Below are 25,801 nucleotides of genomic sequence, written 5' to 3'. Positions count from 1 at the left end.
TACAAACCTCCGGTTGGGCGAAGTGGATCACGGCCGTGCAACGCTTGCTGCCCAGCCTTCGCAGAGCGCGACATTCAGCTTCCCCGGTAGTTCCGGCTGATCTGCAGCAGCCCTTCGGGTGTGCGCATCTCGCCGGCGTAAGGTGCAAACCAGAAGTTCTGGTTGGCCTCCGGAAACAGGCTCGCAGCACTGCCGCTGATCTGACGGTTGATGACCCACACGTCACGGGTGTCGCCCGGTACGCTGACGTTGCGTTTTTCCAGCACGGTGTAGCGGTATTGCACGGTGCCTTCCTGCACGACTTTGTTGTCGCTGATGACGCGGACGGTCGTTTGCCCCGACCAGGACAGGCCGGCGCGCCAGGCATTCACGGGCGGGTACTCACGCAGCGGAGGAGTGAGCGTCACGGTCAGCCCTGGCTTGGTGAAGCCCAGCAGAAACTGACCGTCGTCGCTGATCTGCCGGTAGTTTGTCTGCTCGGCCCCACGTCCGGAGAAACGAAAGGCCAGTGCGGCCTGGTCACCAAACAACGTGGCGCCCTGCGAGGCCAGGGTGTAGGGCGGGCTGGTCAGCGCTTCGCCCTCGGGCAGATAGCTCCAGCTCAGGCCCACCTGGGCCGGATAGAACGACACCGCCGTGACGTTGGTCGAGGCCGTCGCCTGCCTGGGCGCAGTTTCGCGCGGCGCGCACGCAGCAAGGGCGAGGGTGGAGAGCAACACGGCAAGCGCGCGCGAAACCTCACGGAAAGACACATTGTTCAGCATAGGGAAGAGGTTCTCCGCACAACTGTCAAATCTGACAGGTTTGACGAGCTACAGAAAGGGAGACGAAAGGCCTGAGGGGCCAGCCCGGTGTTGGGGCGCCTGACACTCCGGCGCCTCCCGGCGGGATGCTCGCCCTGGAATGCCAGGACGCAAGAAACAGCGTTCACTGGATTCAGTCTACTGTTTTCTGGTGAGCCGTTTCCGGCAAACGTCCCTGCAAGGCAACCTGAACAAGGCAACCTGAGCAAAAAAGAAGGCGAGCAGTTCGCTCGCCCCGGTGGCCGGACCATCATGGATATTTGCTCCACCGAACTCAACTGTTGCTGGAACCACCAATCTGCTGCTTGAGTTTTTCGAGTTCAGCGTCGATTTCGGCGTCACGGCCCAGATTCCTGAGCTGCGCGTCGATGTCACCTTCCTCGCGCAGCGAACCCATGGCGCGCGCGCGGTCTTCCTGGGCAGCGACCTTGCGCTCCATCTCGTCGAAGGCGTTGAGGGCGCCCTGCGAGCGATCAAAGCCGCTCATGCGCTCCAGGGTCTCGCTGGCCTTGGCCGTCGAGGACCGGGCCTGCAGGAGTTCCTTCTTGGCTTCCATCTCGTCGATCTTGGCTTCCAGCGCCCGCAACTGCGTTTTGAGCTGATCGACGGTCGTCTGGTGGACTTTGACCTGGTCGGCAAAACCGGCTGCCAGGTCCTCGTGGTTCTTTTTACGGCGCAGCGCTTCGCGCGCCAGATCCTCGCTGCCCAGTTTGAGCGCTTCAGCGGCCTTGTTGCCGTACTCCTGTGCGATTTTCTGGTTGGTGTTCTGTTCGCGTTCCAGCTTCGAAAGCTGCGCCATCGACTCGGCCACCTCGCTGCGGGCCTGCTGATAAGCGTCACGCATGTCGCGCAGCGACTGCTCGATGATCTTGCCGGGGTCCTCGGCCTTGGAGATCATGTCGTTGACATTGGCACGAAGCAGACGGGACAGGCGTTCAAGAATACTCATGGATTCCTCCTTGTGAGGGTAAGCTTGTGACGTTAAGTACGTGACGCGCGCTCAAAAAGTTTCCCGCCGGCCCTGAACGAACGCACGGTGGACGGCAGCCTGATACGTGGTGCTGTTGTACCACGCGCACCGCTTATAAAGCGGCGCGGACACGGCGTGCACATTGAGAAAAGGTATACTTTCGGGACTGCGCGGAAGTGGGCAGCGACCAAGGAGCAGCACATGACGACGATCGCAAAACAGCGCCTTTTTTACGGCTGGGTGGTGGTCGCGGTCACCGCCCTGGTCCTGCTGCTGGCCGCCGGAGCACGCAGCGCGCCCGGAGTATTTTTGCTGCCCATGCAAGGTGATCTGGGTTATTCACGCGCGACGTTGTCCTTTGCCGTTTCGCTGGGCCTCATCATGTTCGGCCTGGGTGGGCCCATCAGCGGCGCCCTGATGGACCGTTTCGGACCCCGGCACGTAACGGCGCTGGGCTTGCTGGTCACGGGTGTCAGTTTTGGCCTGAGCGCCCTGATCGGCAATTATTGGCAGCTTTACCTGCTGTGGGGGCTCCTCAGCGGCCTGGGCACCGGTCTGGTCGGCAGCGTGCTGGGTGCCACGGTGGCCACGCGCTGGTTCGTCGCGAAGCGCGGCCTGGTCACCGGGCTGTTCGGCGCGGCGAGCTCGGCCGGGCAGCTGCTCTTTCTGCCCTTGCTCGCCGGGCTTTCGGCGTCGGTGGGCTGGCGCAGCAGCACGCTGGTCATCGGTGCGCTGGCGCTGGCCTGTCTGCTGCCTGCCTGGCTGTTGATGCGCGATTCACCCGGCCAGATGGGTGAGCGACCGCTGGGACTGCACGAAAACCAGGCCCTGCCAGGTATCCGTCCGGATGTGGGCATCATGCGCCGGGCGCTGCGTTCCCGGGCGTTCTGGCTGCTGGCAACCACTTTTTTTGTGTGTGGCGCTACCAGCAACGGCATCATCGGTACGCATTTCATCGCTTACTGCACCGAGCAGGGCCTGACGCCCGGGGTCGCGGCCGGATTTCTGGCTTTGATGGGCGTCTTCAACTTCGTCGGCACCATCGCTTCGGGCGCCCTGACCGACCGGTACGATCCACGCGCCCTCTTGAGCCTGTACTACGCGTTTCGTGGCGTGAGCCTGTTCCTGCTGCTGTTCATTCCGCCTGGCCCGGGTCTGATTGCCTTCGCCGTGCTGTTCGGCCTCGATTACATTGCCACCGTGCCGCCCACCGTGGCCCTTGTGGCGGACACGTTCGGGCGCGGCAACGTCGGTATAGTCTACGGCTGGGTCTTTTTCGCACACATGCTGGGTGCCGCCCTGGCCGCCTGGTTGGGCGGCGTGGCGCGCGACGTGCTGGGCAGTTACGGGACCGCCTTTGTGGCCGCGGCGATCCTGTCCCTGGCAGCCGGAGCGCTTTCGCAGGGCATCCGCCGCGCTCCCAAACCCGCGCTCGCCTAGGGCCAGAAGGACGGGGCTGAATCTGACGACCCGGATCGTTTTTCGTGTTCCGGCTGAAGACCAGAAGGTGCCTGCAGCCAGAAATCATAGAGGACCTCAGAGCTTGGCGCGTTCGTACTGTACCGGCCAGGGGATGTCGACGCCCAGGACGTGCGCGGCATGCTGGGGCCAGTGCGGATCGCGCAAAAAGGCCCGCGCGACGGCCACCAGGTCAGCGGCGCCTTCACTGACCACCGCTTCGGCTTGCAGAGGTTCGGTGATCAGGCCGACCGCCATGGTTTTCATGCCGGCCTCGGCCCGCACGCGCGCCGCGAACGGCACCTGGTAACCAGGTTCGACCGTAATCTGCTGATCGGCACTGAGGCCGCCCGAGGACACGTCGATCACGTCGACCCCCTCGAGTGAAAGCATTGCGCTCACGCGCACTGTGTCCTCGATGCTCCAGCCTCCTTCCACCCAGTCGGTCGCCGAGAGCCTGACCAGCAGCGGCAGGTGGCTCGGCCAGGCCGTGCGCACCGCCCGCGTGACTTCCAGCAGCAACCGGGTACGGTTCTCGAAGTTTCCACCGTAGTCGTCGGTGCGTGCATTTGACAGGGGAGACAGGAACTGATGCAGCAGGTAGCCGTGGGCGGCGTGAATCTCCACGGCGTCAAAGCCGGCCAGGATGGCCCGCCGGGTGGCGTCGCGGAAATCGTTCACGACGCGCGCGATGTCTTCTGGTGTCATTTCACGCGGTGTGCGGTAAATGTCCGAGTAGGCCAGTGCGCTCGGTCCCAGGACGCTCCAGCCGCCCCCGATGTCGGGCACGGCCCCGCGACCTTTCCAGGGTGCGTAGGTGCTGGCCTTGCGACCGGCGTGTGCGAGCTGCACGGCACTAAAGCTGCCGTACTCGCGCACGAAGTCGGTGATCCGGGTGAGCGGCGCGATGTGCTCGTCGCGCCATAAGCCGAGGTCATCGGGACTGATGCGTCCCTCCGGGCTCACGGCAGTGGCCTCCACGACGATCATCCCCGCCCCGCCCAGCGCAAAACCGCCCAGGTGGACGAGGTGAAAGTCATTGGCCAGTCCCTCTTTCGCCGAGTACATGCACATCGGGGAAACGACCAGACGATTTTTCAAGCTGAGATCACGCAACGACAAAGACGAGAACAGGGCACTCACCACGCCAATGTACGGTTCGGCCTGTCACCGGATTACGGTGTTTCTCACCAAACGCTGAATGTCCAGAGCCCCACGGCCAGGCGGGACTTTTCTAAAGAGGCCCTTCGATTCTCGTAAGACTCGTGCAAGCCAGGCCTGCGTACACTGACGACGATGAACGACAGTCAATGCCAGGCGCGCCGCGCCATCGAGGCCGCCTTTCGGGAGACCGCCGAGCGCGACATCGAGCTGATCGCCGAGCAGGAGTGTCGTGAACGGGGAATCGACGAGGCGGCCAAGCGTTGCCGTTCGTCGGACGCGCTGATTTCCGACATGATCTGGTCACGCTTCGGTGAATTCGACTGGTTGGACGTCGCCTACGTCTACGACGGAACCTACGGGCACTCCAGCCGTTTCCTGTGGGCCAAGGTTGACCTCACGGTAGCCTGGGCGATGGCCGAGGGCCAGTTGACGCCCGAGGTCGAGGCGGCACTCCTGCGCGCCGTGAAACGGTTGCGTGACCTGTGGATCGAGTGGGCAGGCTGGAAGGCCACCACGTCCGATGATCTGGCCGTAGCCCTGCGCGAGTAAGGCAGGGGTCAGTGAGCGTGTTCCTCCAGGAGAGTGATCTGGGCGATGGTTTCGCCATCATCGGCGAACACGAACCGGTACTTGACCTGTTCGCCACGCAGGACCTGTGGCAGCCAGTGCGGCGCGTCGGCCCACATCCGCGCGTAAGGCAGGGCCGCCGTTTCGAACCACTCCGGCGCGATCTCGTCCGATTCGCAGGGTACGCCCTCCCAGCGGTGGGTGACGAACACGAAAACGTGCAGGTTCAGGTCAGGCCGTGCGGAGAACTCGAAGATCACCTCTCCGGCCGCGTGGGTATCCAGGGCCTGCAAGTTGGACTCTTCGTGCAGCTCGCGCCGTGCCGTGTCGTCGGGTGACTCGCCCGGTTCGATCTTGCCGCCGAGCTCGACGATCTTTCCCTGACCAAAGCCTCGTTTCTTGAGGCCCAGCAGCACGCGCTTCCCATCGGTGGGCAGGAGGACCGCGCAGCGTTTCATGTCGCTGCAGTTTAAAGCAGGGGTCGGTGCAGTCTCGAACAGGCCGGCCACGTGTGCTGGGCCCGGAGCGTAAAAGACGCCCCTGGAGGCAGGCGGCCGCCGTGTTCGACCCGGCTAGACAACTCAGGGCGCCTGGTTTCCGGTGTCGGCCTATCCTGAAGCCATGAACGCGCCGCGCGCCGTCTCGTTTCCGGGTCCTGTACGGCCCGCGAGCACGGACATCTGCGCCCTGCGCCCGTGGTGGTGGCCCAGCTAGTCCTGGGTGCCGCTCTGCTTTCGTGTTCCGCCCAGGACAATCGCCTGGGCGGCTTTTTGTATCCCCAGATGTCCATCCTCCCAGAAGCCGACGTTTGTCTCCCCAGAAGGAAGTGACTTTCGTGGAAACCCTTGCCCAACCTGCCGTCCGCGTCCGCGAACTTTTCGCGGACCTCGACACGCCCGTCACCGCGTACCTGAAAGTCGCCCAGAGCCCCAGCTTTCTGCTGGAATCCGTCGAAGCGGGTGAGCGCCTTGGGCGGTACTCGTTCATCGGTGTGGGCGAACGTGGCCGCTTCGAGTACCGAAGCGGCCACGTTCGCCTGAGCGGCGTGTTCGGCGAAGGAGAACACACCACGCAGGACCCGCTTGCCTTGCTGTACGACAAGGTGGTGCGCAAAGTCGAGATTCCGCAGGGCCTCCCGGCGTTCGTGGGCGGCGCGGTCGGGTACACCAGCTACGACCTGATCCGCTCGTACGAACGCCTGCCGGAGGAAAACCCTGACGAACTCGGAGTGCCCGACGCGCTGTTCGTGGTCCCGGAAGGCATGGTGGTGTTCGATCACCTGGCGCACCGGCTGTTCGTCGTGGCCGTCGATGACGACGCTTCACGCGCCGAGCGCACCGTGGACCGCCTGGTGCGCCAGTTGCGCGGGCCCCTGCCGGGCGTACCCGGAGACCGGCCCACCCGCAAGCCCACCTTTGAAAGCAACTTCACGCGCGAAAGCTTTATGGCCGCCGTCGAGCGCTGCCTGGAGTACATCCGTGCCGGGGACGTGTTTCAGGTGGTGCCCAGCCAGCGTTTCAGTGCGCCGCTCAGCGCGCATCCCTTTGCGCTGTACCGGGCCTTGCGCGCCCTGAACCCCAGTCCTTACCTGGGCTACCTCGATCTCGGGGACGTCACGCTGGTGGCGAGCAGCCCGGAAAGCCTGCTGAAAAGCGACGGCGAAACGGTGGTCACGCGACCGATCGCGGGAACGCGCAAACGCGGAAAGACCCCGGCCGAGGACGAAGCGCTCGCACGCGAACTCCTCGCCGATGAGAAGGAACGCGCGGAGCACCTGATGCTGGTCGACCTGGGCCGCAACGACCTCGGGCGCGTCGCGCAGTACGGCAGCGTCAAGGTCGAGGACGCCTTCAGCGTCGAGAAGTACAGCCACGTGATGCACCTCGTGAGCGGCGTGCGCGCCCGGCTCGCGCCCGGAAAGACGCCCCTGCACGCACTCGCGAGCGTCCTGCCGATGGGCACTGTCTCCGGCGCGCCGAAAATCCGCGCGATGGAGATCATCGAGGAAGTCGAATCCACCCGGCGCGGACCGTACGGCGGCGCGTTCGGGTACATCAGCCACAGCGGCGCCCTTGACATGGCGCTTACCCTGCGCACGATGGTCATCAAGGACGGCATGATGCACATTCAGGCGGGTGGCGGTGTGGTCGCGGACAGCAGCCCCGCCGAGGAATACCAGGAATCGATCAACAAGGCTGCGGCCCTGATGCGGGCAGTCGAACTTGCCAGTGAGGGTCTGTGATGGCGCCGCTGCAAGAGTCCGGTGTGCATGGCAGAGGGCCGCAACTCCTGTTGCAGACCATGCTCGGGTGCCTGATGCGTGTCCTGAAGTTGCCTGAAAAGAAGCGGTTTCACCGTTCTGTCCTGCAGAACGAGGCAGACTTCATCTGTTCGGATAACCGCAGCGAGCACGACCTGATTGCGGAACTCCCGATGTTCGGGGGCCGCGCCACGGAACCAGGAAAGCGGCTGATGAACGAACTTTGTCGCTCGCTGCATGCCGGTGTGAGGCTGGCAACGAGCGATCTGGAAATCACCTTTTTTAAAACGCCCCGCGCACACTGGGGAATTCGTGGTGTGTGCGCTGACGAGCATCACCTTCCGTACGAGGTCCACGTATGAAACGCGTTCTGGTCATCGACAATTACGACAGCTTCACTTACAACCTCGTGCAGTACCTCGGCGAACTCGGCGCCGACCTCACCGTGTGGCGCAACGACGCCTTCTCGCTCGAAGAGATCGGCACGCTCAACCCCGACGCCATCGTCATTTCTCCTGGTCCCTGCACGCCCACCGAAGCCGGACATTCGGTGGCCGTCATCGAGCGGTACAAGGGTGAGTACCCCATGCTGGGCGTGTGCCTCGGTCACCAGAGCATGGGTCAGGCATTCGGCGCCAAGGTCGTGCGGGCCAAAATTCCCATGCACGGCAAAACCAGCGTTATCGAACACCGGGGAGAAGATGTCTTCAGCGGCCTGCCCGAAGCCCTGACCGTCACGCGCTACCACAGCCTGGTCGTGGAAGACCTGCCCGACACCCTGATTCCCACCGCCTGGGTGACCGAAACCGACGGCACGCGCACCCTGATGGCCCTGCGTCACCGCGATTTGCCGATTTACGGTGTGCAGTTTCACCCGGAAAGCATTGCCAGTGAGGGTGGCCTGACGATGCTGGCGAATTTCCTGGCGTTGACCGATTCACCGGACCCGAGCTGAGGCGCGTGTACTTCGCTATTTTGCCTTTTCCTCGCTGAACGCCGAAGGCGCAAGGCGGACAGGAGTTTCCTTTGAGCACCCACGGCAAACTGATGAACGGTGAAGCCCTCAACCAGCAGGAAGCGGCGAGCTTCATGCGTGAAGTCATGGCAGGAGACATGAGCGGTGTGCGTCTCGCGGCGGCCCTCGCGGCCTTGCGGGTGCGCGGCGAGACGCCCGAGGAAATCGCTGGTTTCGCACGTGCCATGCGTGAATTCGCGGTGAAGCTGCCCATCGCGCGTGGCGGTGTGCTGCTCGACACCTGCGGAACCGGCGGAGATGGCGCGCACACCTTCAACATCTCCACCACGGCGGCGTTCGTTGTCGCGGCGGGGGGCGTGCGGGTCGCCAAGCACGGCAACCGCGCCGCAAGCAGCCGTGCGGGCAGTGCCGACCTGCTCGAAGCACTCGGCGTGAACCTCGAAGCGACCCCGGAAGTCATCGCGGGCGCCGTGAACGAACTGGGTGTGGGATTCATGTTTGCCCGCAATTACCATCCCGCCATGCGCTTCGCGGCGCCGGTGCGTGCCGAGCTGGGAACCCGCACCGTATTCAACATGCTGGGACCCATCACCAACCCCGCGGGAGCGACGCATCAGGTCATCGGCGTGTTCCAGCCCGAACTGACCCACAAGCTGGCGCAGGTCCTGCGGCTGCTCGGCAGTGAAGCCGCACTGGTCGTGCATGGAAGCGGCCTCGACGAACTGACGGTGTGCGGTCCGACGACCGTGTCCGAACTGCGCGGTGGTGAGGTGCGTGATTTCGTGGTTCACCCGGAGGACCTCGGCATGCCGCTGCATCCCCGCAGTGCCCTCACCGGCGGCGACGCTCAAGAGAACGCCACGATCACGCGCCACCTCCTGCAAGGGAGCGGCACGCAGGCGCAGCAGGACATCGTGGCGCTCAACGCGGGAGCGGGCCTCTACCTCGCCGGAAAGTCGGATGATCTCCGCGCAGGTGTGGAGCTTGCCCGCTCCGTGCTGGCCAGCGGCGCGGCCTGGGAAACCCTGCGAACCTACGCCGCCTGGACACGTGGCGAAGCTCCCGCCGCGTAAACGTGAGGTCCGGCGGAGCGCTTCAGGCTCCCGCGTGAACGGACGCTGGTTTGCTGCTGCACTTCGGGCGGCATGGCCAGTCCTCCGAGGCGATCCGGTGTACCAATGGTGTCCGCTTCACGAACTGCGCAGGTCAGGCCATGCCACGCCTGGTTTCCACCGGCACCAGTGTCCGCCGGACACGTCGCCCGATGCCCGTCAGCACCTCGTAGCTGATGGTGCCGGACCACTCGCCCACGTGGTCGGCGTCGATCGGACCGGGCCCGAGGACTTCCACCCAGCCGCCCGGCTGCACGTTCAGGCCGCTGACGTCCACCATGCACTGGTCCATACAGATGCGCCCCACCACCGGACGCATCTCTCCGTGGACGATCACCTGCGCCCGCCCGGTCGCGGGGCGTGGGTAGCCATCGGCGTAACCGATGCCCAGCACCGCGATCTCGCTCTCACGCTCGGCGCGCCACAGGGCGCCGTAACTGACCGCCTCACCGGCTTGTACCCGGTGAACGTGCCCGATCCGCGCGCGAAGACGCAGCACCGGCTGCAGCGGCAGTTGTCCTTTCAGGTGCGCATCGGGCGCGTATCCGTAAGCGGCAATGCCCGGCCGGATCAGATCGAACGCGGCGCGGCGACCGAAATTGAAGACCCCACCCGAGTTGCAGGCATGCGCCAGCACCCTCGGCGCGGTGCTCAGGACCTCACGAAAGGCGCTCAGCTGCGCTTCGGCACGCGTGAGGTCCGGACCCTCCGAACTGGCGAAATGCGTGAATATTCCTTCCAGCTGCCCGCGTGCCGCCAGCGCGTGGGCCACGTCGGCGGCCTCGGCGGGGCGCACTCCGAGGCGGTTCATGCCGGTATTGACCTTGAGATGCACGCGCGCCGAAGCCGGCAGCCCGCGCAACTCGCGTGCCGAGGACACCGTGACCCGCACGCCCAGTTTTGACAGTTCGGGCAGGTCCTCACCGGGCGCAGGAGTCAGCAGCAGGACCGGTTTGCGCACGCCCGCCTCGATCAGTTCGAGCGCTTCATCGGCCGAAGCGACCCCGTAACCCCACAGTTCGGGCAGCTCGTCCACTGCGCGGCTCACCAGCACGGCGCCGTGCCCGTACGCATCTGCCTTGACGGGAAGCAGGACGGGCGCGCCGGCATGGCGCGAAAGCAGCTGCAGGTTCTGTTGCAGTGCGGCTTGCGAAATCAGGGCCTCGGCACGCGGCAGCATCGACGCATGCTAGCGGCCTGCCGCCGGAAGCGGGACGCTCAGGGCCACGTTCTCCTGCAGGACACCGTCGCGGATGTGCAGCACCTGATCCGCGCGGGCGGCCACCTCCGGATCGTGCGTGATCAGCACCACCGTTTTGCCGTCGCGGGCCGGCTGCACCAGGAGTTCCAGAATGGCGCTGCCGGTTTTGGAGTCGAGGTTCCCGGTCGGCTCGTCGGCCAGGATGATATCGGGCCCGGTGACCAGGGCGCGGGCGATCGCCACCCGTTGTTGCTCGCCGCCCGAAAGCTGCGGGGGCAGGTGACGCGTGCGTTGGCCCAGCCCGACCTGTTCCAGCATCGCTTTTGCTCGCTCACGTCGCTCGGCGGGCGCCAGGCCCAGCAGGGTCAGCGGAAACTCGACGTTCTCACCGGCGTTCAGGATCGCCACCAGGTTGTAGCTCTGAAACACGAAACCAAAGTGGCGCAGCCGCAAGGCGGCCCGTCCGGCCTCGCTCAGCCCTCCCAGGTCCTGTCCGTTCACCAGCACCGCGCCTCGGGAAGGAGTGTCGAACCCGGCCATCAGGTTCAGTAAAGTGCTCTTGCCGCTGCCGGAAGGCCCGACGATCGCCGTCAGCCCCGGGCCGAAAGTGTGGCTGACCTCGCGCAGAGCGTGAATGGAGGTTTCGCCGCTGGGATACGTCTTGGTGACCTGCCGAAGTTCGAGCATGTGGTGCCTTTCCGTGAGTCTTGAATGGGTTTGCGGGCCTGGCGGCCACCTCGCCGTCAGATTCGTCCGAGCGCCTCGGTGATGCGCATTTTCGAAGCGGCCCGTGCGGGCAGCAGCCCGGCCAGCAGGCCGAGCAGCAGTGAAATGCCCAGCGCCAGCAAGGTGAGGCGCAACGTCAATGCGGCCGCGTTGATGCCCGCCAGATTCTGGGTGTAGAGGTTCACACCCCAGATGCCCAGGGCGCCCAGCAGCAGGCCACCGACACCGCCCACCAGCGCCAGCAGCAGACTCTCGGTCAGCACCAGCCGCCGCACGAACACCGGAGGTGCGCCCAGCGCCCGCAGCGTTCCGAATTCGCGGGTCCGTTCGAACACACCCATCATTACGGTATTCGCCACCGCCAGCCCGCCCACGATCAGGGCGATGAGTGAGATTCCGAAACGCACCGCGTCGGAAATGCGCAGGGCGCGGTCCACGAAACGCAGGAAGTCGCCTTGCGTCTGCGCTTCGAGTTCCAGCCGTTCGGTGATGGTCTTTGCCGCCGCCTGTGCAGTGGTGGGCTCGCGCAGTTTGAGTGCGACCGTCGAGACGCGTCCCTGTGCGCTTGAAGCCCGTTGCAGGGTGCGAATGGGCAACAGGATGAACGAATCGGTGAAACTGCCTGCCGGGGCCAGAATACCCACCACCTGCACGCTGTCACGGCGGTTGAGCCGCAAGGTCGAGCCGAGCTTCAGCCCGGCATTCTCGGCAGCTTTGGCACCTACGACCGCCACCGCCTGATTTTCGTCCGGAGGACGCAGCAGCCGGCCCTGCGCGGCCTGAACGTTCGGAAACACCGCCGCCACGCCCTGTGCGGCAGGCAGCCCGTACAGCACGTAGCTCTGCGAGGGATCAAGTCCGCCGCGCACGCCGATGACCACGGGCGTGATGCGCTCGATGCCCAGTTCCGAGCGCAGGCCCTCGAGCCGGGCGACGGTATCTGCCTCCGGCAGTTCGGGGGATGGGGTGAAGCCCTGAGTGAAGCCGCTGAGCGACACCTGGACGTCCGGGCCGATATTGCTCAGTTCCTGCGCGAAGACGCGCCGCAGGCCCTCGCCCAGCGACAGGAAAATCACCATGCTGGCGACTGCCACGGTGATGCCCAGCGCCGTCAGGACCGTACGGACGGGTCGGCGCAGCAGGCCACGGAACGCGAGTTGCCACAGATCACGCACTGACATGGCGTCACGATACGGCGAAACCTCACGGGCATTGCCATCATTTGCGACGATTCAGTTTGCACCCTGCCCAAAAGATCTCGCTCGGAGTCTTCTCAAGGTCGCTTTGTAGACTGCCCGGTAATGCGACGCCTGCTCTCCCTCTCTTTGACCCTCGCGACCTGGGCGGGCGCCCAGGTCGTGCTGCTGCCCCTCGATTCACGGCCGGCCACGTCCACGCTGCCATCTGAAATCGCCGCCCTGTCCGGTCAGTATGTGAGCGCGCCCTCGCCTGACCTGCTGGGCGACGCCACGCGCGGCGCCGATCCCGAAGCGCTCACGCGGTGGCTGGCCGCGCAAAGTCCCGGCACGCTGATCATCTCGCTTGACGCGCTGGCGTACGGGGGGCTGGTGCAGTCACGCACAAGTGAACTTTCGGTCGAGGAAGTCCTGGCGCGCCTGCAAAGCGTGCGTGCCTGGTACGCGCGCGGTGAGAAAGTGTACGCCTTCATCACCCTGCCACGCGAACCCGACGCTATCAACCGGGCGCGCAATTACGAGGTCGCGCGCCGCATGATCGAGTGGGCCCGCGAGGGTGTGTTTGCCGAACTGCACATCACCTGGGACGACGCCAAGACCGGCTCGCCCGCGCCGCAGGAAGGCGCCCGCCTGCGCCAGGACGCCCCGGCGAGCGTGCGGGTGTATCCGGGTGCCGACGAGGTACTCGCTTCGCTGGCCGCGCGGGCCCTGGCCCCCGAAGGAGCGCGCCTCAGCGTCGAATACAGCAACGCCTCCCAGGCGGCGCGTGTAGCGCAGTACGAAGGCATCGCGCTGACTGAAAGCGTGCGCCTGCACGCCGAAGCGGCGGGCTGGAGTGTCGTTCCGACCGTCGAAGCGCCCATCCTGACCCCGTTCGGTGGTCGCGGCACCCGACCCGGTGCCACGAGCGACCTGTACCTGTACGTTTACAACGGCGGCGATACCCGCGCCGCCGCCCTGCGCATCTCGCAGCTGATGCGCTCGGGTCCGGTGGCGGTTGCCGACGTGCGCAGCGTGAATCTGGGGAACTTTCCGATGTGGAGTGACCTGCAGACCCTGAACCGCCCACAGGACATGGCTTCGCTGGCCGCCTGGGGAACGCCCGGCAACAATATCGGTACGGCGCTCGCGCACGCCAAGATCTATCTCAGCGAGGCGGCGCGTGAGTCACCGGACTTCACCGTGCGCCAAGACGCCCTGCTCGCGCGTCAGTATGCCAACGACGTGATTTTCAGCGCCAAAGTGCGCGCCGAGCTGCGCCGGGCTATTCCCGAGGCCAACCTCGTCGGTCCGCAGGTCTCGGAAATACTCACCCGGTTGGCCCGCGAGTATTTCCCGGTGCGGATGGGCCGTCTGTACCTCTTACAGGAAGCCTCGCTTCCCTGGAACCGCTCGTTCGAGTGGCGTTTCGAGCTGGTTCCGGCCGGGCAGCTCAGCGACTGACAGGCGGGCGCTGAGCTGCCCGGCTCAGGAATGCTCGGGCACAAAGGCGGACGACGAGTGTCGATCCGGTGAGCCGAGGGCGCACAGAGGGGAGGCGTAGGTGAGCTGCTTTCCTCACCTACGCGCCGCGCCGGGGAGCGAGTGACAGCGCCAGGGCCGACAGAATCACCAGCGCGGCGCCCAAGAGTGCCAGGGACGTGAAGCGCTCCGCGAACAACAGCGCCGCGAGCGCGGTGGCGACCACAGGTTCCAGCGACGCGATGACGCTGGCACGGGTGGCGTTCAGTCCCCGCAGGCCAAAGCCATAGGCCAGATAAGCCAGGTAGGTCGAAAACAGTGCGATTGCCAGCAGGGCGCCCCACGCCGTGGGTGACTTGTGCTCGAACGGAACGAGCGGCAGCAGCCCGAGCGCTCCGACCGGCAATGCCACCGCCAGCAGCGCGTGCGGCGCGAAGCGCGAAAAGAAGGCCTTGCCGTACAGGTAGTACAGCGCGTACGTCAGACCACTGATGAGCCCATAGCCCATCGCCGCGAGGGTGACGTTCACGCCCGAGCCACCACCAAGCGAGATCAACGCGACTCCCCCAATGGTGATTGCCACACCCACGAGTTCGCGTCTGCCGATCTTTTCGTGCAGAAAACGCCAGGCCAGCAGGGCCACGAACGCGGGCGCGGTGTAGAGCAGCACGCTCGCCAGGCTGGCACCACCGGCCTGCACCGCCAGCAGGTAAGCCCCGTAAAACACGCTCACCCCTGTCAGCCCGAAGACCACCGTGACGAGCAGGTCGCGGCCACGCGGCAAGGGGGCCCGGGTCACCAGCGCGTGCAGCGCAAACAGCGAGCCTCCCAGCACGGCTCGCCAGAAGGCGGTTTCGAGCGGGTGAAGTCCCTGCGCCAGCGCGAACTTGCCGAAAATACCCAGCAGACCCCACAGGACCGCCGCGGCGAGAATCAGCAGCGTCGAACTGAGGATCGAAAAGGCCCCGGTCGTCTGCAGCAGCGACCGGCTGCTCACGCGCGGCGCTCCTGGGCGATGAGCCCCGACTTCACTGCTTGCGCCACGCGCGCACCGTCGCGATCACGGCCAGCAACAGTGCCAGGCCGGCCAGGACCAGCAGGGCCAGTGGACGACGGTCGTGCAGCTCACCGCTGATCGGCAGGACGCGGTCGTGAAACGTGCGGATCTGGTCGTCGCCGAACAGCACGTCCACGGCGCTGGGCATTCCCGAGCGCACCACGGACAGGCTGGCGCTGTCGCCACCCACGCGCGGCGGCAGGTAACCGTCCGGTGTGAGCGGCGAGTAGACCCGGCTGGTCACCCAGTATCCGTACCGACCGGCGGGCAGGTTGGTGTTCACGATGATCGAACTGCCTTCCAGCTGCACGACGGGTCGGTCGTCTGTAGGCGCGACGGAGCCTTCACGGCTGGCTTTCCAGGCCCTGGTTCCAAAACCGCTGATTTGATAGCGAAGGTGCCAGCCGCTGCCGGGCGGTGTGGTGAAGCCGGTGTCGGCCAGCTCACGGGTTCCTCCGAAGTCCGTTTTGATGAACACGTCGAGCAGCGGTGCCGAAAAACCACTGGGGGCCTTCCAGGGATTGTCGGCGCCGCCCAGGCCGATGACCAGCCGCAGCTTGCCACCCTCGTTCTCGGCCCGCAGTTCACGCAAGTCAACGCTGCGTTCCATGCCGCTCAGCAACGCGCTGGGCAGGACGTAGCTGCCGTCACCACGCACGTCGCCGGCAGGATCGGGAACCACAAGCAAAACGGCGGGCGGCGCGTCGGTCACGCGCGGAATTATAGCCTGTTTGCCGAAGCGTCAGTGCAGTCAGTGCAAGAGGTGCCAGGAGGCGCGGCTCACTTCTGGCGGGTCAGCAGGCGCAGCAGTGCCGCGGCCAGCTTGTCGGGGTCATGCTGCCCGGTGCCCTCGCGCAGCACCGGAGCGAAGCGCACGCGCGAACGAAAGGCAGGAGAAGCGCCCCGGCTGCTCAACAGGTGAGCACCTTCGTCGGCGTAGCGGTCACGTACGGCCATGCCGATGGGAGCGCTGTTGACCAGCACCCAGTCCGGAGTGCGGCCCAGGTGATCGGAGAGCAGGCGTTCGTGGGCTTCCAGGTCGAGTCCGTCGGTTTCTCCCGGCTCGCTCATGATGTTGGCCACGTACACCAGCTTGGCGGGTGAACGGCAGATGGCGTGGGCGACCGACGGAACCAGCACTGCCGGAATAAGCGAGGTAAGCAGGCTGCCCGGACCGATCACGATCAGCTCGGCCTCGTCGATGGCACGCACCACCTCGCTCAGTGCGGGTACCTCGACCGGGTCGAGGCTCATGCGCAGCACGCGGCGACCGGCGCGCTCCCGTTGCAGCGCGCTCTCGCCGCGCACCTGCGAACCGTCCTCGAGGTGAGCCACCAGCGTGGCGGGCATGGGTGTGGCCGGGAATACCTGTCCGCGCACCTTGAGTACCTCGTGTACGTCGCTCATGGCGTAGGCCAGACCGCCCTGCTCCTCGGAGAGGGTCGCGAGCATCAGGTTGCCGAAGGTGTGCCCGGCGAGGCCTTCGCCGCGCTGAAAGCGGTGCAGCAGCAACCGGGCCAGCACGGGCGAATCGGACAGCGCGGCGTAGCAGTCGGTGAGATCGCCGGGCGCGATCATCTGCAAGTCCTTGCGCAGTCGGCCACTCGAGCCGCCGTCATCGCTGACCGCCACGATCGCGGTGATGTTGGAACTGAAGTTCTTGAGGCCCGCCAGCAGGTTTGACAATCCGGTGCCGCCGCCCAGCGTCACGATGTGCGGACCGCGCGCCAGCGTTCTGCGGGTGTAGATGTGGTCCACGACCTCGGATGGTTTGGTGCCGGTGGCCTGCAGCATCGAACGGTTGAGCATGACCACGCTGATGATCGCGCCCGCGAACGCCAGGGTCATCACCAGACCGCCCACCACCCACAGCGGCAACACGTCAGGATCACCCACGGCGTTGAGCCACAAAATCCAGCGGGTGGCGACCCAGTGCATCGGGCCGGTCCACACGAAGTGCAGAAAACCCACTGCCAGAAAGAAGGCGCACACGATCAGCACGCTCACCCAGCGTTTGATGTGCATGCCGGGCGCCATCCATTTGCGTGCCCGCAAGCCGGCGTCACGGACCCGCTCCCCCGAGGGCGCGCGCAGGTTGTGCCGAAGGTGCTCGTGTTTCAATGGTCCTCGCCTTTGTCGGTGTCCCGGTGACTCACCACGCGGGCATTCAGTTCGCGCAGATCACGCGCCAGACGCTCACTCACCGCGATGCTGCGGTGCCGTCCTCCGGTACAGCCGATGGCCACATTGTAACTGCGCCGTCCCGCCGCGCGTGCCCGAGTGGCGCTGTCACGTATAAAGGCCTCGACCTGGCGGTAAAAGGCGTCTCCCTCCGAAAACACGTGCGCGGCCACGTCCGCCTCCAGGCCGCTCTTGGGGCGCAGGTGCTCCTGGTAGTAGGGATTGGGCAGGGTGCGCACGTCCAGGACCAGGTCGGCGTCGCGTGGCGGCGCGTGCTTGAAGCCAAAGGACTGGAGGCGGAGTTCGAAGTCCGTTTCCAGCCCGAGCAGCCCCAGCACCCGCTCGGCGAGGCCTTTGGCCGAAAGCTCGGTCGTGTCGATCACGTTGTCGGCCCGTTCACGCAGTGCGCCCAGCAGACGCCGTTCGAGCTCGAAGTCCACCAGCAGGCTCGGCTCGCCCAGCGGATGAGCACGGCGCGTGAGGTTGTAGCGCTGCAGCAATACCTCGTTGCTGGCCTCCAGAAACAGTAGGCGCACCCCACCACGCGTCCGCAGCGCGTCCCACTTCGGGGGCAGCGCGTCGAGAAAGTCGCGCGTGCGCGCGTCGCTGCACACCGCGACCTTGCCCAGACCACGCGTCAGCGCCAGGTCGTACATGGCTTCCCACAGATGCGGGGGCAGATTGTCGACAGCGTAAAACCCGGCGTCCTCCAGGGCGTTGAGGCTGGTATGTTTGCCCGCGCCCGAGAGCCCCGAGACGACCACGAAATCCATGACTCCATTGTACGGACCCGGAAAGGCGGGCGGCGGAAAGGACCCGGCTGCCCTACAATGGCCGGGTGCGGCTGCGCGCCCTGACCACCCTCAACTTCCGAAACCTGACGCCGGATACCCTGGAACTGCCCGCCGGGCTGGTCAGCGTGTCAGGCGCCAACGGTGCGGGCAAGACCAACCTGCTCGAAGCAGCCTACCTGGTGCTGACGGGCCTCACCGAAGCGGGACGGCTCGAGCAGCTTGTGGCGCGCGGCAGCGGTGAGGCGTACGTGCGTGCTGATCTGGAGCGTCAGGACGGCGTGAGCATTCTGGAAGTCGGCCTGGGGCGGGGGCGCCGCGTCGCCAAGGTGGACGGAGTGCGCGTCCGGAGCGGGGCCTTGCCGCCGGGCAGCGCGGTGTGGATCCGCCCGGAGGACAGCGAGCTGATCCTCGGTGCGCCCGGCGTGCGGCGCACGTTTCTCGACGCGCTGCTTTCCAGGCTCAGCCAGCGCTACGCCCATCAGCTGAGCCTCTACGAGCGTCACCTCGCGCAGCGCAACGCTGCCCTGCGCGCCATGACCTCGCGCGTGGGCGAGGGGCGGGCCGAGCCCTGGGCGCTCGATGTCTGGGACGCCAAGGTCGTGGAGCTGGGCACGGAGATCCTCAGTTTGCGCCGCCGTGTGCTCGCGCGCCTTACCCCTCTGGCGCAGGAAGCGCACGAAGCGCTGGGCGGTCACAAGGCGCTGACGCTGAACCTTGACGAGACCACCACGCCCGAGGATTTTCACGCGGACCTGCTGCGGCGGCGCGACGAGGAACTCGCGCGCGGCGTGACCCTGTCGGGGCCGCACCGTGACGATCTGGCGATGCGCCTCGACGATTTTCCGGCGGGCGACTTTGTCAGCCGCGGCGAGGCCCGCACGATCGCACTCGCGCTGCGCAAAGCCGAACTCGACCTGCTCACCGAACGCTATGGCGAACCCCCGGTACTCCTCGTCGACGACTGGACGGCAGAACTCGATCCGCAGCGGCGCAATTTTCTGCTGGGCCTGGCGCGCGCCTTGCCGCAGGCCCTCATCACCGGCACCGACGCCGTGCCCGGCGCGGCCGGCTGCTACGCAGCGCATGACGGGTCATTCAGCTGGCAAGGCGGGTCTGCGTGACGCGCCGGCGCACCGGGGGCACGCGTGACTGGCGCCTGCTGCTGTCACAGACGCTCAGCCGCAACCGGCTGGCGCGCGGCGTGGCGCGCGCCCGCGCGGTGCTGCTGTGGCCCGAGGTGGTCGGCCCAGAGCTCGCGCGCCTGACCCGGGCACGCGCCCAGCAGGGACGGGTGCTGTTCGTGGAAGCCCAGGACTCGGTGCTGGCCAATTTCCTGACCATGCAGCGTCATGTCTTCCTCGATCGGCTGCAGGCCAAGCTGGGCGACGACAGCGTCGGCGAACTGCGCTTCGCGGTGGGCACCTGGAATCACCCCGAGGAGGTGCGCCCGCCCGAGCCGCTTCCGCCGCCCGACAAGGCGCGCGCGGCCGAGCTGGTCGAGCACGTGCCCGAAGGCGTGCGCGAGAGTGCCCTGCGCGCGGCCGAGGCCATCACGCGCGCACGTCTGTGGCGTGAGCGGCAAGGCTGGGACCGCTGCCCGGTCTGCGGAACGCCGAGCCGCAGCCTGCCCTGCCTGCCCTGCCACAACCTGCTGAAAGAAGCCCAGGTGCAGCAGGGCGCGCGCATCCTCGCGCGCACCCCGGAGGCCTACTCGCCGCTCACCCAGGAAATTGCTGAGAGCGGTGCTGAGGCCGCGCGCTTCCTGGCCCTGAACACCCTGAGCGAGCAGCTGGAAATTCTGGCTTTGGAGTGCGTCAAGGAGGGTGGCAGCGGGGAATACCGGGTGTTTTTGTACACCCAGGCGGAAATCTGGCTGTCCCTGCAGCTGCGCAAGCCCCGCTCGCTGCTGACGCGTACCGACTGGCGCGAGCTGCCCGAACGCCCACGCGCCGTGCTCAGTGCGGGCCGCTGAAGGCTGCCAGAACGGGCGCGGCGCGTCGATGGGTCATTGCTTCACCGTCACCCTGCCCCCCTTCGTGGGTAGAGTGGACGCATGGCCCGCGAAAGTCATCAGCAGCAGGCGCCCAGCGTCATTCGCGCCGCGGTGCTGACCATCAGTGATACCCGCACTCCGGAGACCGACTCCAGCGGGCAGTATTTGCAGACCCAACTGCGCGCCGGCGGACACGAAGTCACCGGCTACGCGGTCGTGAAAGATCAAGCCGACCAGATTCGCGCTGCCGTAACCGGCTTCATGCAGGGGGCGCAGGTCGTCCTGACCAGCGGCGGCACCGGCATCACCGGTCGTGATGTGACCATTCCCGTGATCGAGAGCCTGATTCGCAAGCCCATGCCCGGATTCGGGGAACTGTTTCGCATGCTTTCCTACCCGGAAGTGCGCGGGGCGGCCATGCTGTCGCGCGCGGTGGGCGGCCTCGCCGAGAACGAACACGGCCAGCGCGCGCTGATCTTTGCGCTGCCCGGCTCGCTCAATGCCGTGCAGACCGCCTGGGAAAAGCTGCTGGGCGAGGAACTGCCCCACCTGGTGTTCGAGATGCTGAGGCAAGGGTGACCGAGCTGACCTACCCACTGCTGGTTTCAACGGTGGCAGTCGTGATGCTGGTCTGGTGGGCCGTGCGGACCGTGCGGCTGCGCCGCTCCAGCCTGGTAAACCGCCGTGGTTTTCTGGTGCCCCTGGGCATCGCGCTCTTGTGGAGCGGTCTGCTGGCCGACAATGTCGCGCTGATCGGCTCGGGCTTTGCCCTCGCGCTGATCGGCGAGTACTGGCCTGACCTCAAGGTGCGCCGGACCCGCAAGACCACCGAAATCGTGCACGCCTTTCCCCGCTGGCAGCGCGCGCAAGAACCCCAGCGACCGGACATCGAACTGCACCTCGAAGAAACCGGTGCGCGGGTCAAGAACATCGGCCCCGGAACCTTGTTCCTGCACGGCTGGTCACCGGCCGACCAGAATGGCTGGCTGATGCTGCGCGCCGACGACGGCAGCGGCACGCCGATCAAAGCCCTCCCGAGCGGCCAGTGGGCGCGGCTTTCTCCCTGGACCATTCCCAACCGGGGCGTGCGCGTGTGGTACACCCGAAGCGAGGAAGCGCAGCCCTACCTTTTTCGGGCTGACTGGCAGGACGTGACGATGGGCAGCAAGGCTCGGGTGCTGAACTGAGCGGTCTGGCAGATGTCTTTGGAACGCGGGCGCGGTATACTGCGGAAGCGAGGATCGGGAGGAGTACCCGTTGAGGCGCCCACAGAGAGACCCTGGCAGCTGAGAAGGGGTTGGGATGCGAAGCGGAGAAAGTCGCCCGGGAGCGCGCGGAAGAACGAAGCCGGTTGACGGCTTTCACTAGAACCGCCGGGAGCGCCCGTTACAGCGCACGATGAGCGCCGCTCGGCATACCGGGCGGAAGCGCGGTGGTACCACGGGATAAACACGGAACACGTGCATCTCGTCCGCAGTGACAGCGGGCGAGATGTCTTTGTTTTTTGAAAAGTCTTGTTTTGGAAGGAGCCAATGATGCGCTTCAGTGATTTAGCACAAGCCAGGGCGGCAGCACGAGCAGACAATCTGCGCGAACGCACGGTGTGTTACGTCACGCGCTCCCGGCGAGAAGTGCTGGTGTTCGAGCACACCGAGGAGTACCCGGACGCGGGCGTACAAGTCCCCGGCGGTGGTGTGGAGGCCGTCGAGACGCCCGCACAGGGCGCGGTTCGGGAAGTGTTCGAGGAAGCGGGCCTCATTCCCGTCTCTGCCCCCGTGTACCTTGCATCTCGGGCACAAGTCTTCGAGGTCAGGTGCCAGATGAACCATTACTACTGGCTGGAAGCGCCCGACCGAACGCCTGATGCCTGGGAGCACTTCGCCGAGGGCCAGTACATTTTCCGTCACCGTTTCGCACCCCTGGAACACTCGGGCCTCGACTGGGGGATGGATGCGGAACTGCCCACTCTGCTGGACCTGATTGCCGCGACTGCCCAAGAATGCGTCGCTTGACCGCCGTGTGAAGTGAGGAACTGTCATGAACGAACTGCCCAAATCGTTTGAACCGCAAGACATCGAGCCCAAGTGGGCGCGGCGCTGGGCCGAGGAGCCCTTTCGGGCCGACGCCACGAGCGCCAAGCCGCCGTTCACCATCGTGATTCCGCCGCCCAACGTGAATGGCAGTCTGCATTTGGGTCACGCGATGGACAACACCATCATCGATACGCTCATCCGGTACAAGCGCATGGCGGGCTTCGAAGCGCTGTACCTGCCGGGCACCGATCATGCGGGCATCACCACCCAGGTGGCCGTCGAGCGTGAACTGAAAAAAGAGGGAAAAGCACGTCACGACCTGGGCCGTGATGCGTTTCTGGAGCGCGTGTGGGCCTGGAAGTCCGACGTGGGTGGCACCATCACCGGACAGCTCAAGCGCCTGGGAATCAGCGCGGACTGGACACGCGAGCGCTTCACGATGGATGAGGGGCTCAGCCGGGCGGTGCGTGCGCAGTTTGTGCGGCTGTATCACGAGGGCCTCGCGTATCGTGGTGAACGCATCGTCAACTGGGACCCGGCATCCCAGACGACCCTCAGCGAACTCGAAGTCGACCGCGAGGAACGCAAGGGCAAGATGTACACCCTCAGCTACAAGCTGCAGGACAGCGCCCTGTCGGCCAGCAACGGCGAGGCCGGCGAGATTCTCATCGCCACCGTGCGCCCCGAGACGATCTTTGCCGATCAGGCGATTGCCGTGCATCCCGAGGACGCGCGGTTCGCGCACCTGATTGGCCGATTGGCCCGTATTCCGCTCACCGAGCGCTTTATTCCGATTATCGCCGACGAAGCGGTGGAGCGCGAGTTCGGCGTGGGCGCCCTCAAGATCACGCCCGCGCACGACCCGACTGACTTCGAGATCGGTGAGCGTCACGGCCTCGCGCGGCCCAGCGTGATCGACCTGAGCGGCAACCTGGCGATTTCCGAGCTGGTGCCCGCGCCGTTTCAGGGCCTGGAGCGCTTTGAGGCCCGCAAGAAAGTGGTGGCGGCGCTGCGCGACGGGGGAGACCTGCTGGAGGAAAAGGACCACGTCACCGCCATCGGTCTTTCCGAGCGGACCAAGGTGCCCGTCGAGCCGATTCTCAGCACCCAGTGGTTCGTGCGCATGGAGGGCATTGCGCGTGAAGTCCTGGATGGCCTGGAGCGCGGTGAGATGCAGATCGTGCCGCCGCGTTACGAAAAGGTCAATCGTGACTGGCTGGAGAACATCCGCGACTGGAATATCTCGCGCCAGCTGTGGTGGGGGCACCAGATTCCCGCCTGGTACGACGACGAGGGCAACATCTACGTGCCCGATCCCGAGAATCCCGACCTGGACTGCGACCAGGACCCGCGGCTCGCGCACCTGAAGTTGCGCCGTGACCCCGACGTGTTCGACACGTGGTTCAGCTCGAACCTCTGGCCCTTCAGCACGCTGGGCTGGCCCGACACCGACAGCGAGGATTACCGCAAGTTCTATCCCACCAGCGTGTTGGTGACGGGCTACGACATCCTGTTCTTCTGGGTGGCCAGAATGCAGATGGCGGGCTATCACATGACCGGGCAGGCCCCCTTTCACACGGTGCTGCTGCACGGTCTGTACCTCGACGCCAAGGGGCAGAAGATGAGCAAGAGCAAGGGCAACGGCGTCGATCCGCTGGAGCTCTTCGATCAGTACGGTGTCGATGCCTGCCGCTTCGCCTTCGCGTACCTCTCGACCGGTGGGCAGGACATCAAGCACGATCCGCGTCGCTACGAGCAGGGCCGCAATTTCGCCAACAAGCTCTGGAACGCGGCGCGCTTTGCCATGCTCAATTTGCAGACAGAAGCTCGGGCAGGCGAGGCGACCCTTGCCGACCGCTGGATTCGCAGCCGCTTCAACGACACCGTGCGTGAGGTGAGCGCGCACCTGGACGCCTTCGATCTGGGCGCCGCCATTCGCGCTGCCTACAGCTTTACCTGGGACGAGTTCTGCGACTGGTACATCGAAGCGGCCAAACCGGCGCTGCGGGACGGCAACACGGCCACACGCGAGACCCTGACGTCCGTGCTGGAAGGCATTCTCAAGCTGCTGCACCCGGTGATGCCCTTCATCACCAGCGAAATCTACGCCAATCTCGACCACAAGCGCCAGATCGCCGTGCACAGCTGGCCCAGATACGACGCGGCAGCCTTCGATGCCGAGGCGACCGCGGCTTTTGACGCCTTGCGCTCGGCCACCTCGGCGGCACGCAGCCTCAAGAGCGAACTGGGCCTCTCACCGCAGGACCGGCTGGAGATCGTGGTGGAAGGCGAGGCAGCGGACATGGTCCGGGAGAACCGCTTCGTGGTGGAGAGCATCGCGCGGGTCGGCCTGGTGGACGCCCTGAGCGGGCAGACTCTCAGCGCCGTCGATTCGGGTGTGACCGTGGTAGCTCCGCTGGAAGGCACGGTCGATCTGGCCGAATGGACGGCACGTCAGCGCAAGCGCCTCGCGGAACTCGACAAGCAGATTCAGCAGGCCACCGGCAAGCTTTCCAACGAGGGCTTCGTGGCGCGCGCTCCCGCCGAGGTGATTGAAGAGGAACGCCGCCGGGTCGCTGACTTTGGGGCCCAGAAAGCGCGTCTGGAAGTCGTACTGGCCCAGCTGGCCTGAAGATGATCGTTCACATGGCCCTGTCGGCAGTATCCGGATGAGGCGCCCGGTCTGTGAACGAGCCAGACGTGACATGAGGGCGGGCCACTGGGCCCGCCCTCACGCGCTAGGCTGAACGGGTGACCAAGGTGTTCGTGCTGATCGTCGCGGAAGTGGCGCTGCTGCTGCTGCTGCCGGCGGCGCTGTTTGCCTGGCTGGGTCGACGCAGTCCATATTTTGCCGCGCTGGCCAAGCGGTACAATCGGCTGGTGAATGTCCTGCTGGTCGGGCTGGTCGTCCTGCTGCTCGGCTGGCCACTGCTGCAACTGGTGTGGCCGCGCTGAAGCGCGCGGATGAACCCAGTGCACTCTTCACGCCACGACTTGGTACCGGTGTCGGTGCCCGTCAAGTTGACAGCGTTCCCGCTGCTCGTTAGTCTTGCTTGAAGCGAAAGTTACGAAAGGGGAAAGAAAATGCAAGCGCGGTTGCGCGTCATCCTTTCTGAACTCGACAAGCGCGAGCGCGTTACGGTTGATCAACTCTCGACGCTGCTTGGCGTTTCCAAAGTCACCATCCGCAGCGACCTGGAAATCCTGCACCGACAGGGCCTGATTCACCGCACGCGCGGTGGCGCCTTGCGTCCGATTGCCGACCATGCCGAGCTGCCCCTGGAGGAAACACGCAAACAGCGCTCGCTGGAAAAACGCCGCATCGGCGCAGCGGCTGCTGCCCTGATCGAAGAGGGGGACACGGTCTTTCTGGATGTCGGCAGCACCTGCACTGAAATCGCCCGCTCGCTGTCACCCTTGCTGCGCAACGTGACCATCGTGACCTCGGGGCTGAACATCGCCTTCGAGTTGGAAAAACAGTCGAACGTGACCGTCGTGGTGACCGGTGGGACGCTTCGGCGCCTGCAGCACTCGCTCGTCAATCCCTTTGGATTGCAGCTGATCACCTCGCTGCATGCCGACAAGCTTTTTCTGGGTTGCAACGGCGTCAGCGTGCAGGCAGGCATCACCAGTCGCAATCTGGAAGAAGCGGAGATCAAACGCTGCATGGTGGGCAACGCCCGCCAGACCATTGTGGTGGCTGACCACAGCAAGCTCGGTGAAATTTCGACGGCGGCGGTGGCGCCGCTGTCGGCGGTGTCACAGCTCATCACCGACCGGGGTGCCGCAAGCGCGCCGCTGGAGGAACTGCGTGCTTGCGGACTCAATCTGGTGACCGTCTGAAGGTGA

Annotated in this window: 26 protein-coding genes; 15 read left to right on the top strand and 11 right to left on the bottom strand. The window is 65.6% G+C overall.

Translation table 11 applies throughout. The features are described 5' to 3' along the window. Nucleotides 1-74: 74 nt before the first annotated feature. Both DEIPE_RS01890 and DEIPE_RS01885 read right to left on the bottom strand, forming a co-directional pair. Nucleotides 75-752 (bottom strand): hypothetical protein, encoded by a 678-nt coding sequence (locus DEIPE_RS01890; protein WP_245557577.1) that lies wholly within the window; start codon nucleotides 750-752, stop codon nucleotides 75-77. A 325-nt stretch (nucleotides 753-1,077) separates the two neighbouring features. Continuing rightward, on the bottom strand, nucleotides 1,078-1,752 hold the full coding sequence (locus tag DEIPE_RS01885; protein ID WP_015234293.1) for a PspA/IM30 family protein: 675 nt from the start codon (nucleotides 1,750-1,752) through the stop codon (nucleotides 1,078-1,080). A 222-nt stretch (nucleotides 1,753-1,974) separates the two neighbouring features. On the opposite strand from DEIPE_RS01885, the gene DEIPE_RS01880 reads away from it, so the two are divergent. Then, nucleotides 1,975-3,213, top strand: coding sequence for an MFS transporter (locus tag DEIPE_RS01880; RefSeq protein ID WP_015234292.1), 1,239 nt, complete (start codon nucleotides 1,975-1,977; stop codon nucleotides 3,211-3,213). Between the two features lie 96 nt (nucleotides 3,214-3,309). Here DEIPE_RS01880 and DEIPE_RS01875 read toward each other — a convergent pair whose 3' ends face one another. Beyond that, entirely contained in the window at nucleotides 3,310-4,374 is a 1,065-nt protein-coding gene (locus tag DEIPE_RS01875) for an NADH:flavin oxidoreductase/NADH oxidase (protein ID WP_015234291.1), read from the bottom strand. Between the two features lie 153 nt (nucleotides 4,375-4,527). Between DEIPE_RS01875 and DEIPE_RS01870 the strand changes: the two genes are divergently transcribed. Next, nucleotides 4,528-4,944 (top strand): hypothetical protein, encoded by a 417-nt coding sequence (locus DEIPE_RS01870; protein ID WP_015234290.1) that lies wholly within the window; start codon nucleotides 4,528-4,530, stop codon nucleotides 4,942-4,944. Nucleotides 4,945-4,952: 8 nt separating this feature from the next. Here DEIPE_RS01870 and DEIPE_RS01865 read toward each other — a convergent pair whose 3' ends face one another. Continuing rightward, nucleotides 4,953-5,420, bottom strand: a complete 468-nt coding sequence (locus DEIPE_RS01865) for an 8-oxo-dGTP diphosphatase (protein ID WP_015234289.1) — start codon at nucleotides 5,418-5,420, stop codon at nucleotides 4,953-4,955. A 377-nt stretch (nucleotides 5,421-5,797) separates the two neighbouring features. Here DEIPE_RS01865 and trpE point away from each other — a divergent pair, with 377 nt between their 5' ends. From trpE to trpD, 4 genes are all read left to right on the top strand, one after another. Next, entirely contained in the window at nucleotides 5,798-7,204 is a 1,407-nt protein-coding gene (gene trpE, locus DEIPE_RS01860) for an anthranilate synthase component I (RefSeq protein ID WP_015234288.1), read from the top strand. Further along, nucleotides 7,204-7,584, top strand: a complete 381-nt coding sequence (locus DEIPE_RS01855) for a tautomerase family protein (protein WP_015234287.1) — start codon at nucleotides 7,204-7,206, stop codon at nucleotides 7,582-7,584. The genes trpE and DEIPE_RS01855 overlap by 1 nt, the downstream gene beginning before the upstream one ends. Next, nucleotides 7,581-8,177 carry an anthranilate synthase component II gene (locus DEIPE_RS01850; protein ID WP_015234286.1) on the top strand — a complete coding sequence of 199 codons (597 nt, stop codon included), beginning with the start codon at nucleotides 7,581-7,583 and terminating at the stop codon, nucleotides 8,175-8,177. Before DEIPE_RS01855 ends, DEIPE_RS01850 begins: the two co-directional genes overlap by 4 nt. Nucleotides 8,178-8,269: 92 nt before the next feature. Continuing rightward, nucleotides 8,270-9,271, top strand: a complete 1,002-nt coding sequence (gene trpD / locus DEIPE_RS01845; protein WP_041231077.1) for an anthranilate phosphoribosyltransferase — start codon at nucleotides 8,270-8,272, stop codon at nucleotides 9,269-9,271. Between the two features lie 133 nt (nucleotides 9,272-9,404). Here trpD and alr read toward each other — a convergent pair whose 3' ends face one another. The 3 genes from alr to DEIPE_RS01830 are packed head-to-tail and all read right to left on the bottom strand — an operon-like array spanning nucleotide 9,405 to nucleotide 12,418. Beyond that, nucleotides 9,405-10,490 (bottom strand): alanine racemase, encoded by a 1,086-nt coding sequence (alr, locus tag DEIPE_RS01840; protein ID WP_015234284.1) that lies wholly within the window; start codon nucleotides 10,488-10,490, stop codon nucleotides 9,405-9,407. A 9-nt stretch (nucleotides 10,491-10,499) separates the two neighbouring features. Beyond that, nucleotides 10,500-11,198 carry an ABC transporter ATP-binding protein gene (locus DEIPE_RS01835; RefSeq protein ID WP_015234283.1) on the bottom strand — a complete coding sequence of 233 codons (699 nt, stop codon included), beginning with the start codon at nucleotides 11,196-11,198 and terminating at the stop codon, nucleotides 10,500-10,502. Nucleotides 11,199-11,254: 56 nt separating this feature from the next. Next, complete coding sequence (locus DEIPE_RS01830; protein WP_015234282.1) at nucleotides 11,255-12,418, bottom strand: ABC transporter permease; 1,164 nt, start codon at nucleotides 12,416-12,418, stop codon at nucleotides 11,255-11,257. A gap of 120 nt (nucleotides 12,419-12,538) precedes the next feature. On the opposite strand from DEIPE_RS01830, the gene DEIPE_RS01825 reads away from it, so the two are divergent. Beyond that, complete coding sequence (locus DEIPE_RS01825; RefSeq protein ID WP_015234281.1) at nucleotides 12,539-13,876, top strand: DUF4127 family protein; 1,338 nt, start codon at nucleotides 12,539-12,541, stop codon at nucleotides 13,874-13,876. Nucleotides 13,877-13,994: 118 nt separating this feature from the next. Here DEIPE_RS01825 and DEIPE_RS01820 read toward each other — a convergent pair whose 3' ends face one another. The 4 genes from DEIPE_RS01820 to rapZ all read right to left on the bottom strand — a co-directional run bounded on the left by DEIPE_RS01820 (nucleotide 13,995) and on the right by rapZ (nucleotide 17,905). Continuing rightward, nucleotides 13,995-14,891 carry a DMT family transporter gene (locus DEIPE_RS01820; protein WP_015234280.1) on the bottom strand — a complete coding sequence of 299 codons (897 nt, stop codon included), beginning with the start codon at nucleotides 14,889-14,891 and terminating at the stop codon, nucleotides 13,995-13,997. 31 nt (nucleotides 14,892-14,922) lie between these two features. Then, nucleotides 14,923-15,663 carry a glucodextranase DOMON-like domain-containing protein gene (locus DEIPE_RS01815; RefSeq protein ID WP_015234279.1) on the bottom strand — a complete coding sequence of 247 codons (741 nt, stop codon included), beginning with the start codon at nucleotides 15,661-15,663 and terminating at the stop codon, nucleotides 14,923-14,925. Nucleotides 15,664-15,731: 68 nt separating this feature from the next. Next, nucleotides 15,732-17,072 carry a gluconeogenesis factor YvcK family protein gene (locus tag DEIPE_RS01810; protein ID WP_015234278.1) on the bottom strand — a complete coding sequence of 447 codons (1,341 nt, stop codon included), beginning with the start codon at nucleotides 17,070-17,072 and terminating at the stop codon, nucleotides 15,732-15,734. Then, nucleotides 17,069-17,905, bottom strand: coding sequence for an RNase adapter RapZ (gene rapZ, locus DEIPE_RS01805; protein ID WP_015234277.1), 837 nt, complete (start codon nucleotides 17,903-17,905; stop codon nucleotides 17,069-17,071). Before rapZ ends, DEIPE_RS01810 begins: the two co-directional genes overlap by 4 nt. 65 nt (nucleotides 17,906-17,970) lie before the next feature. Between rapZ and recF the strand changes: the two genes are divergently transcribed. The 8 genes from recF to DEIPE_RS01765 all read left to right on the top strand — a co-directional run bounded on the left by recF (nucleotide 17,971) and on the right by DEIPE_RS01765 (nucleotide 25,795). Continuing rightward, entirely contained in the window at nucleotides 17,971-19,047 is a 1,077-nt protein-coding gene (gene recF / locus DEIPE_RS01800; protein ID WP_015234276.1) for a DNA replication/repair protein RecF, read from the top strand. Continuing rightward, nucleotides 19,044-19,898 (top strand): DciA family protein, encoded by an 855-nt coding sequence (locus tag DEIPE_RS01795; protein ID WP_015234275.1) that lies wholly within the window; start codon nucleotides 19,044-19,046, stop codon nucleotides 19,896-19,898. Before recF ends, DEIPE_RS01795 begins: the two co-directional genes overlap by 4 nt. Before the next feature lie 81 nt (nucleotides 19,899-19,979). Beyond that, nucleotides 19,980-20,498: a MogA/MoaB family molybdenum cofactor biosynthesis protein gene (locus tag DEIPE_RS01790; RefSeq protein WP_015234274.1), complete on the top strand. Its 519-nt coding sequence runs from the start codon at nucleotides 19,980-19,982 to the stop codon at nucleotides 20,496-20,498. Continuing rightward, nucleotides 20,495-21,106, top strand: a complete 612-nt coding sequence (locus tag DEIPE_RS21895; RefSeq protein ID WP_015234273.1) for a hypothetical protein — start codon at nucleotides 20,495-20,497, stop codon at nucleotides 21,104-21,106. The genes DEIPE_RS01790 and DEIPE_RS21895 overlap by 4 nt, the downstream gene beginning before the upstream one ends. A gap of 345 nt (nucleotides 21,107-21,451) precedes the next feature. Then, nucleotides 21,452-21,931: an NUDIX hydrolase gene (locus tag DEIPE_RS01780; protein ID WP_041230637.1), complete on the top strand. Its 480-nt coding sequence runs from the start codon at nucleotides 21,452-21,454 to the stop codon at nucleotides 21,929-21,931. A gap of 25 nt (nucleotides 21,932-21,956) precedes the next feature. After that, entirely contained in the window at nucleotides 21,957-24,584 is a 2,628-nt protein-coding gene (locus DEIPE_RS01775; RefSeq protein WP_015234271.1) for a valine--tRNA ligase, read from the top strand. A gap of 119 nt (nucleotides 24,585-24,703) precedes the next feature. Continuing rightward, complete coding sequence (locus tag DEIPE_RS01770) at nucleotides 24,704-24,907, top strand: hypothetical protein (RefSeq protein WP_015234270.1); 204 nt, start codon at nucleotides 24,704-24,706, stop codon at nucleotides 24,905-24,907. 129 nt (nucleotides 24,908-25,036) lie between these two features. Beyond that, nucleotides 25,037-25,795: a DeoR/GlpR family DNA-binding transcription regulator gene (locus tag DEIPE_RS01765; protein WP_015234269.1), complete on the top strand. Its 759-nt coding sequence runs from the start codon at nucleotides 25,037-25,039 to the stop codon at nucleotides 25,793-25,795. The last annotated feature ends 6 nt before the right edge of the window (nucleotides 25,796-25,801 follow it).

Origin of the sequence: Deinococcus peraridilitoris DSM 19664 (assembly GCF_000317835.1) — a bacterium.
Taxonomy (GTDB): Bacteria; Deinococcota; Deinococci; order Deinococcales; family Deinococcaceae; genus Deinococcus_A; species Deinococcus_A peraridilitoris.
The sequence above is the reverse complement of the archived record's forward strand: the minus strand, read 5'-3'. Positions and strand labels throughout refer to the sequence as shown.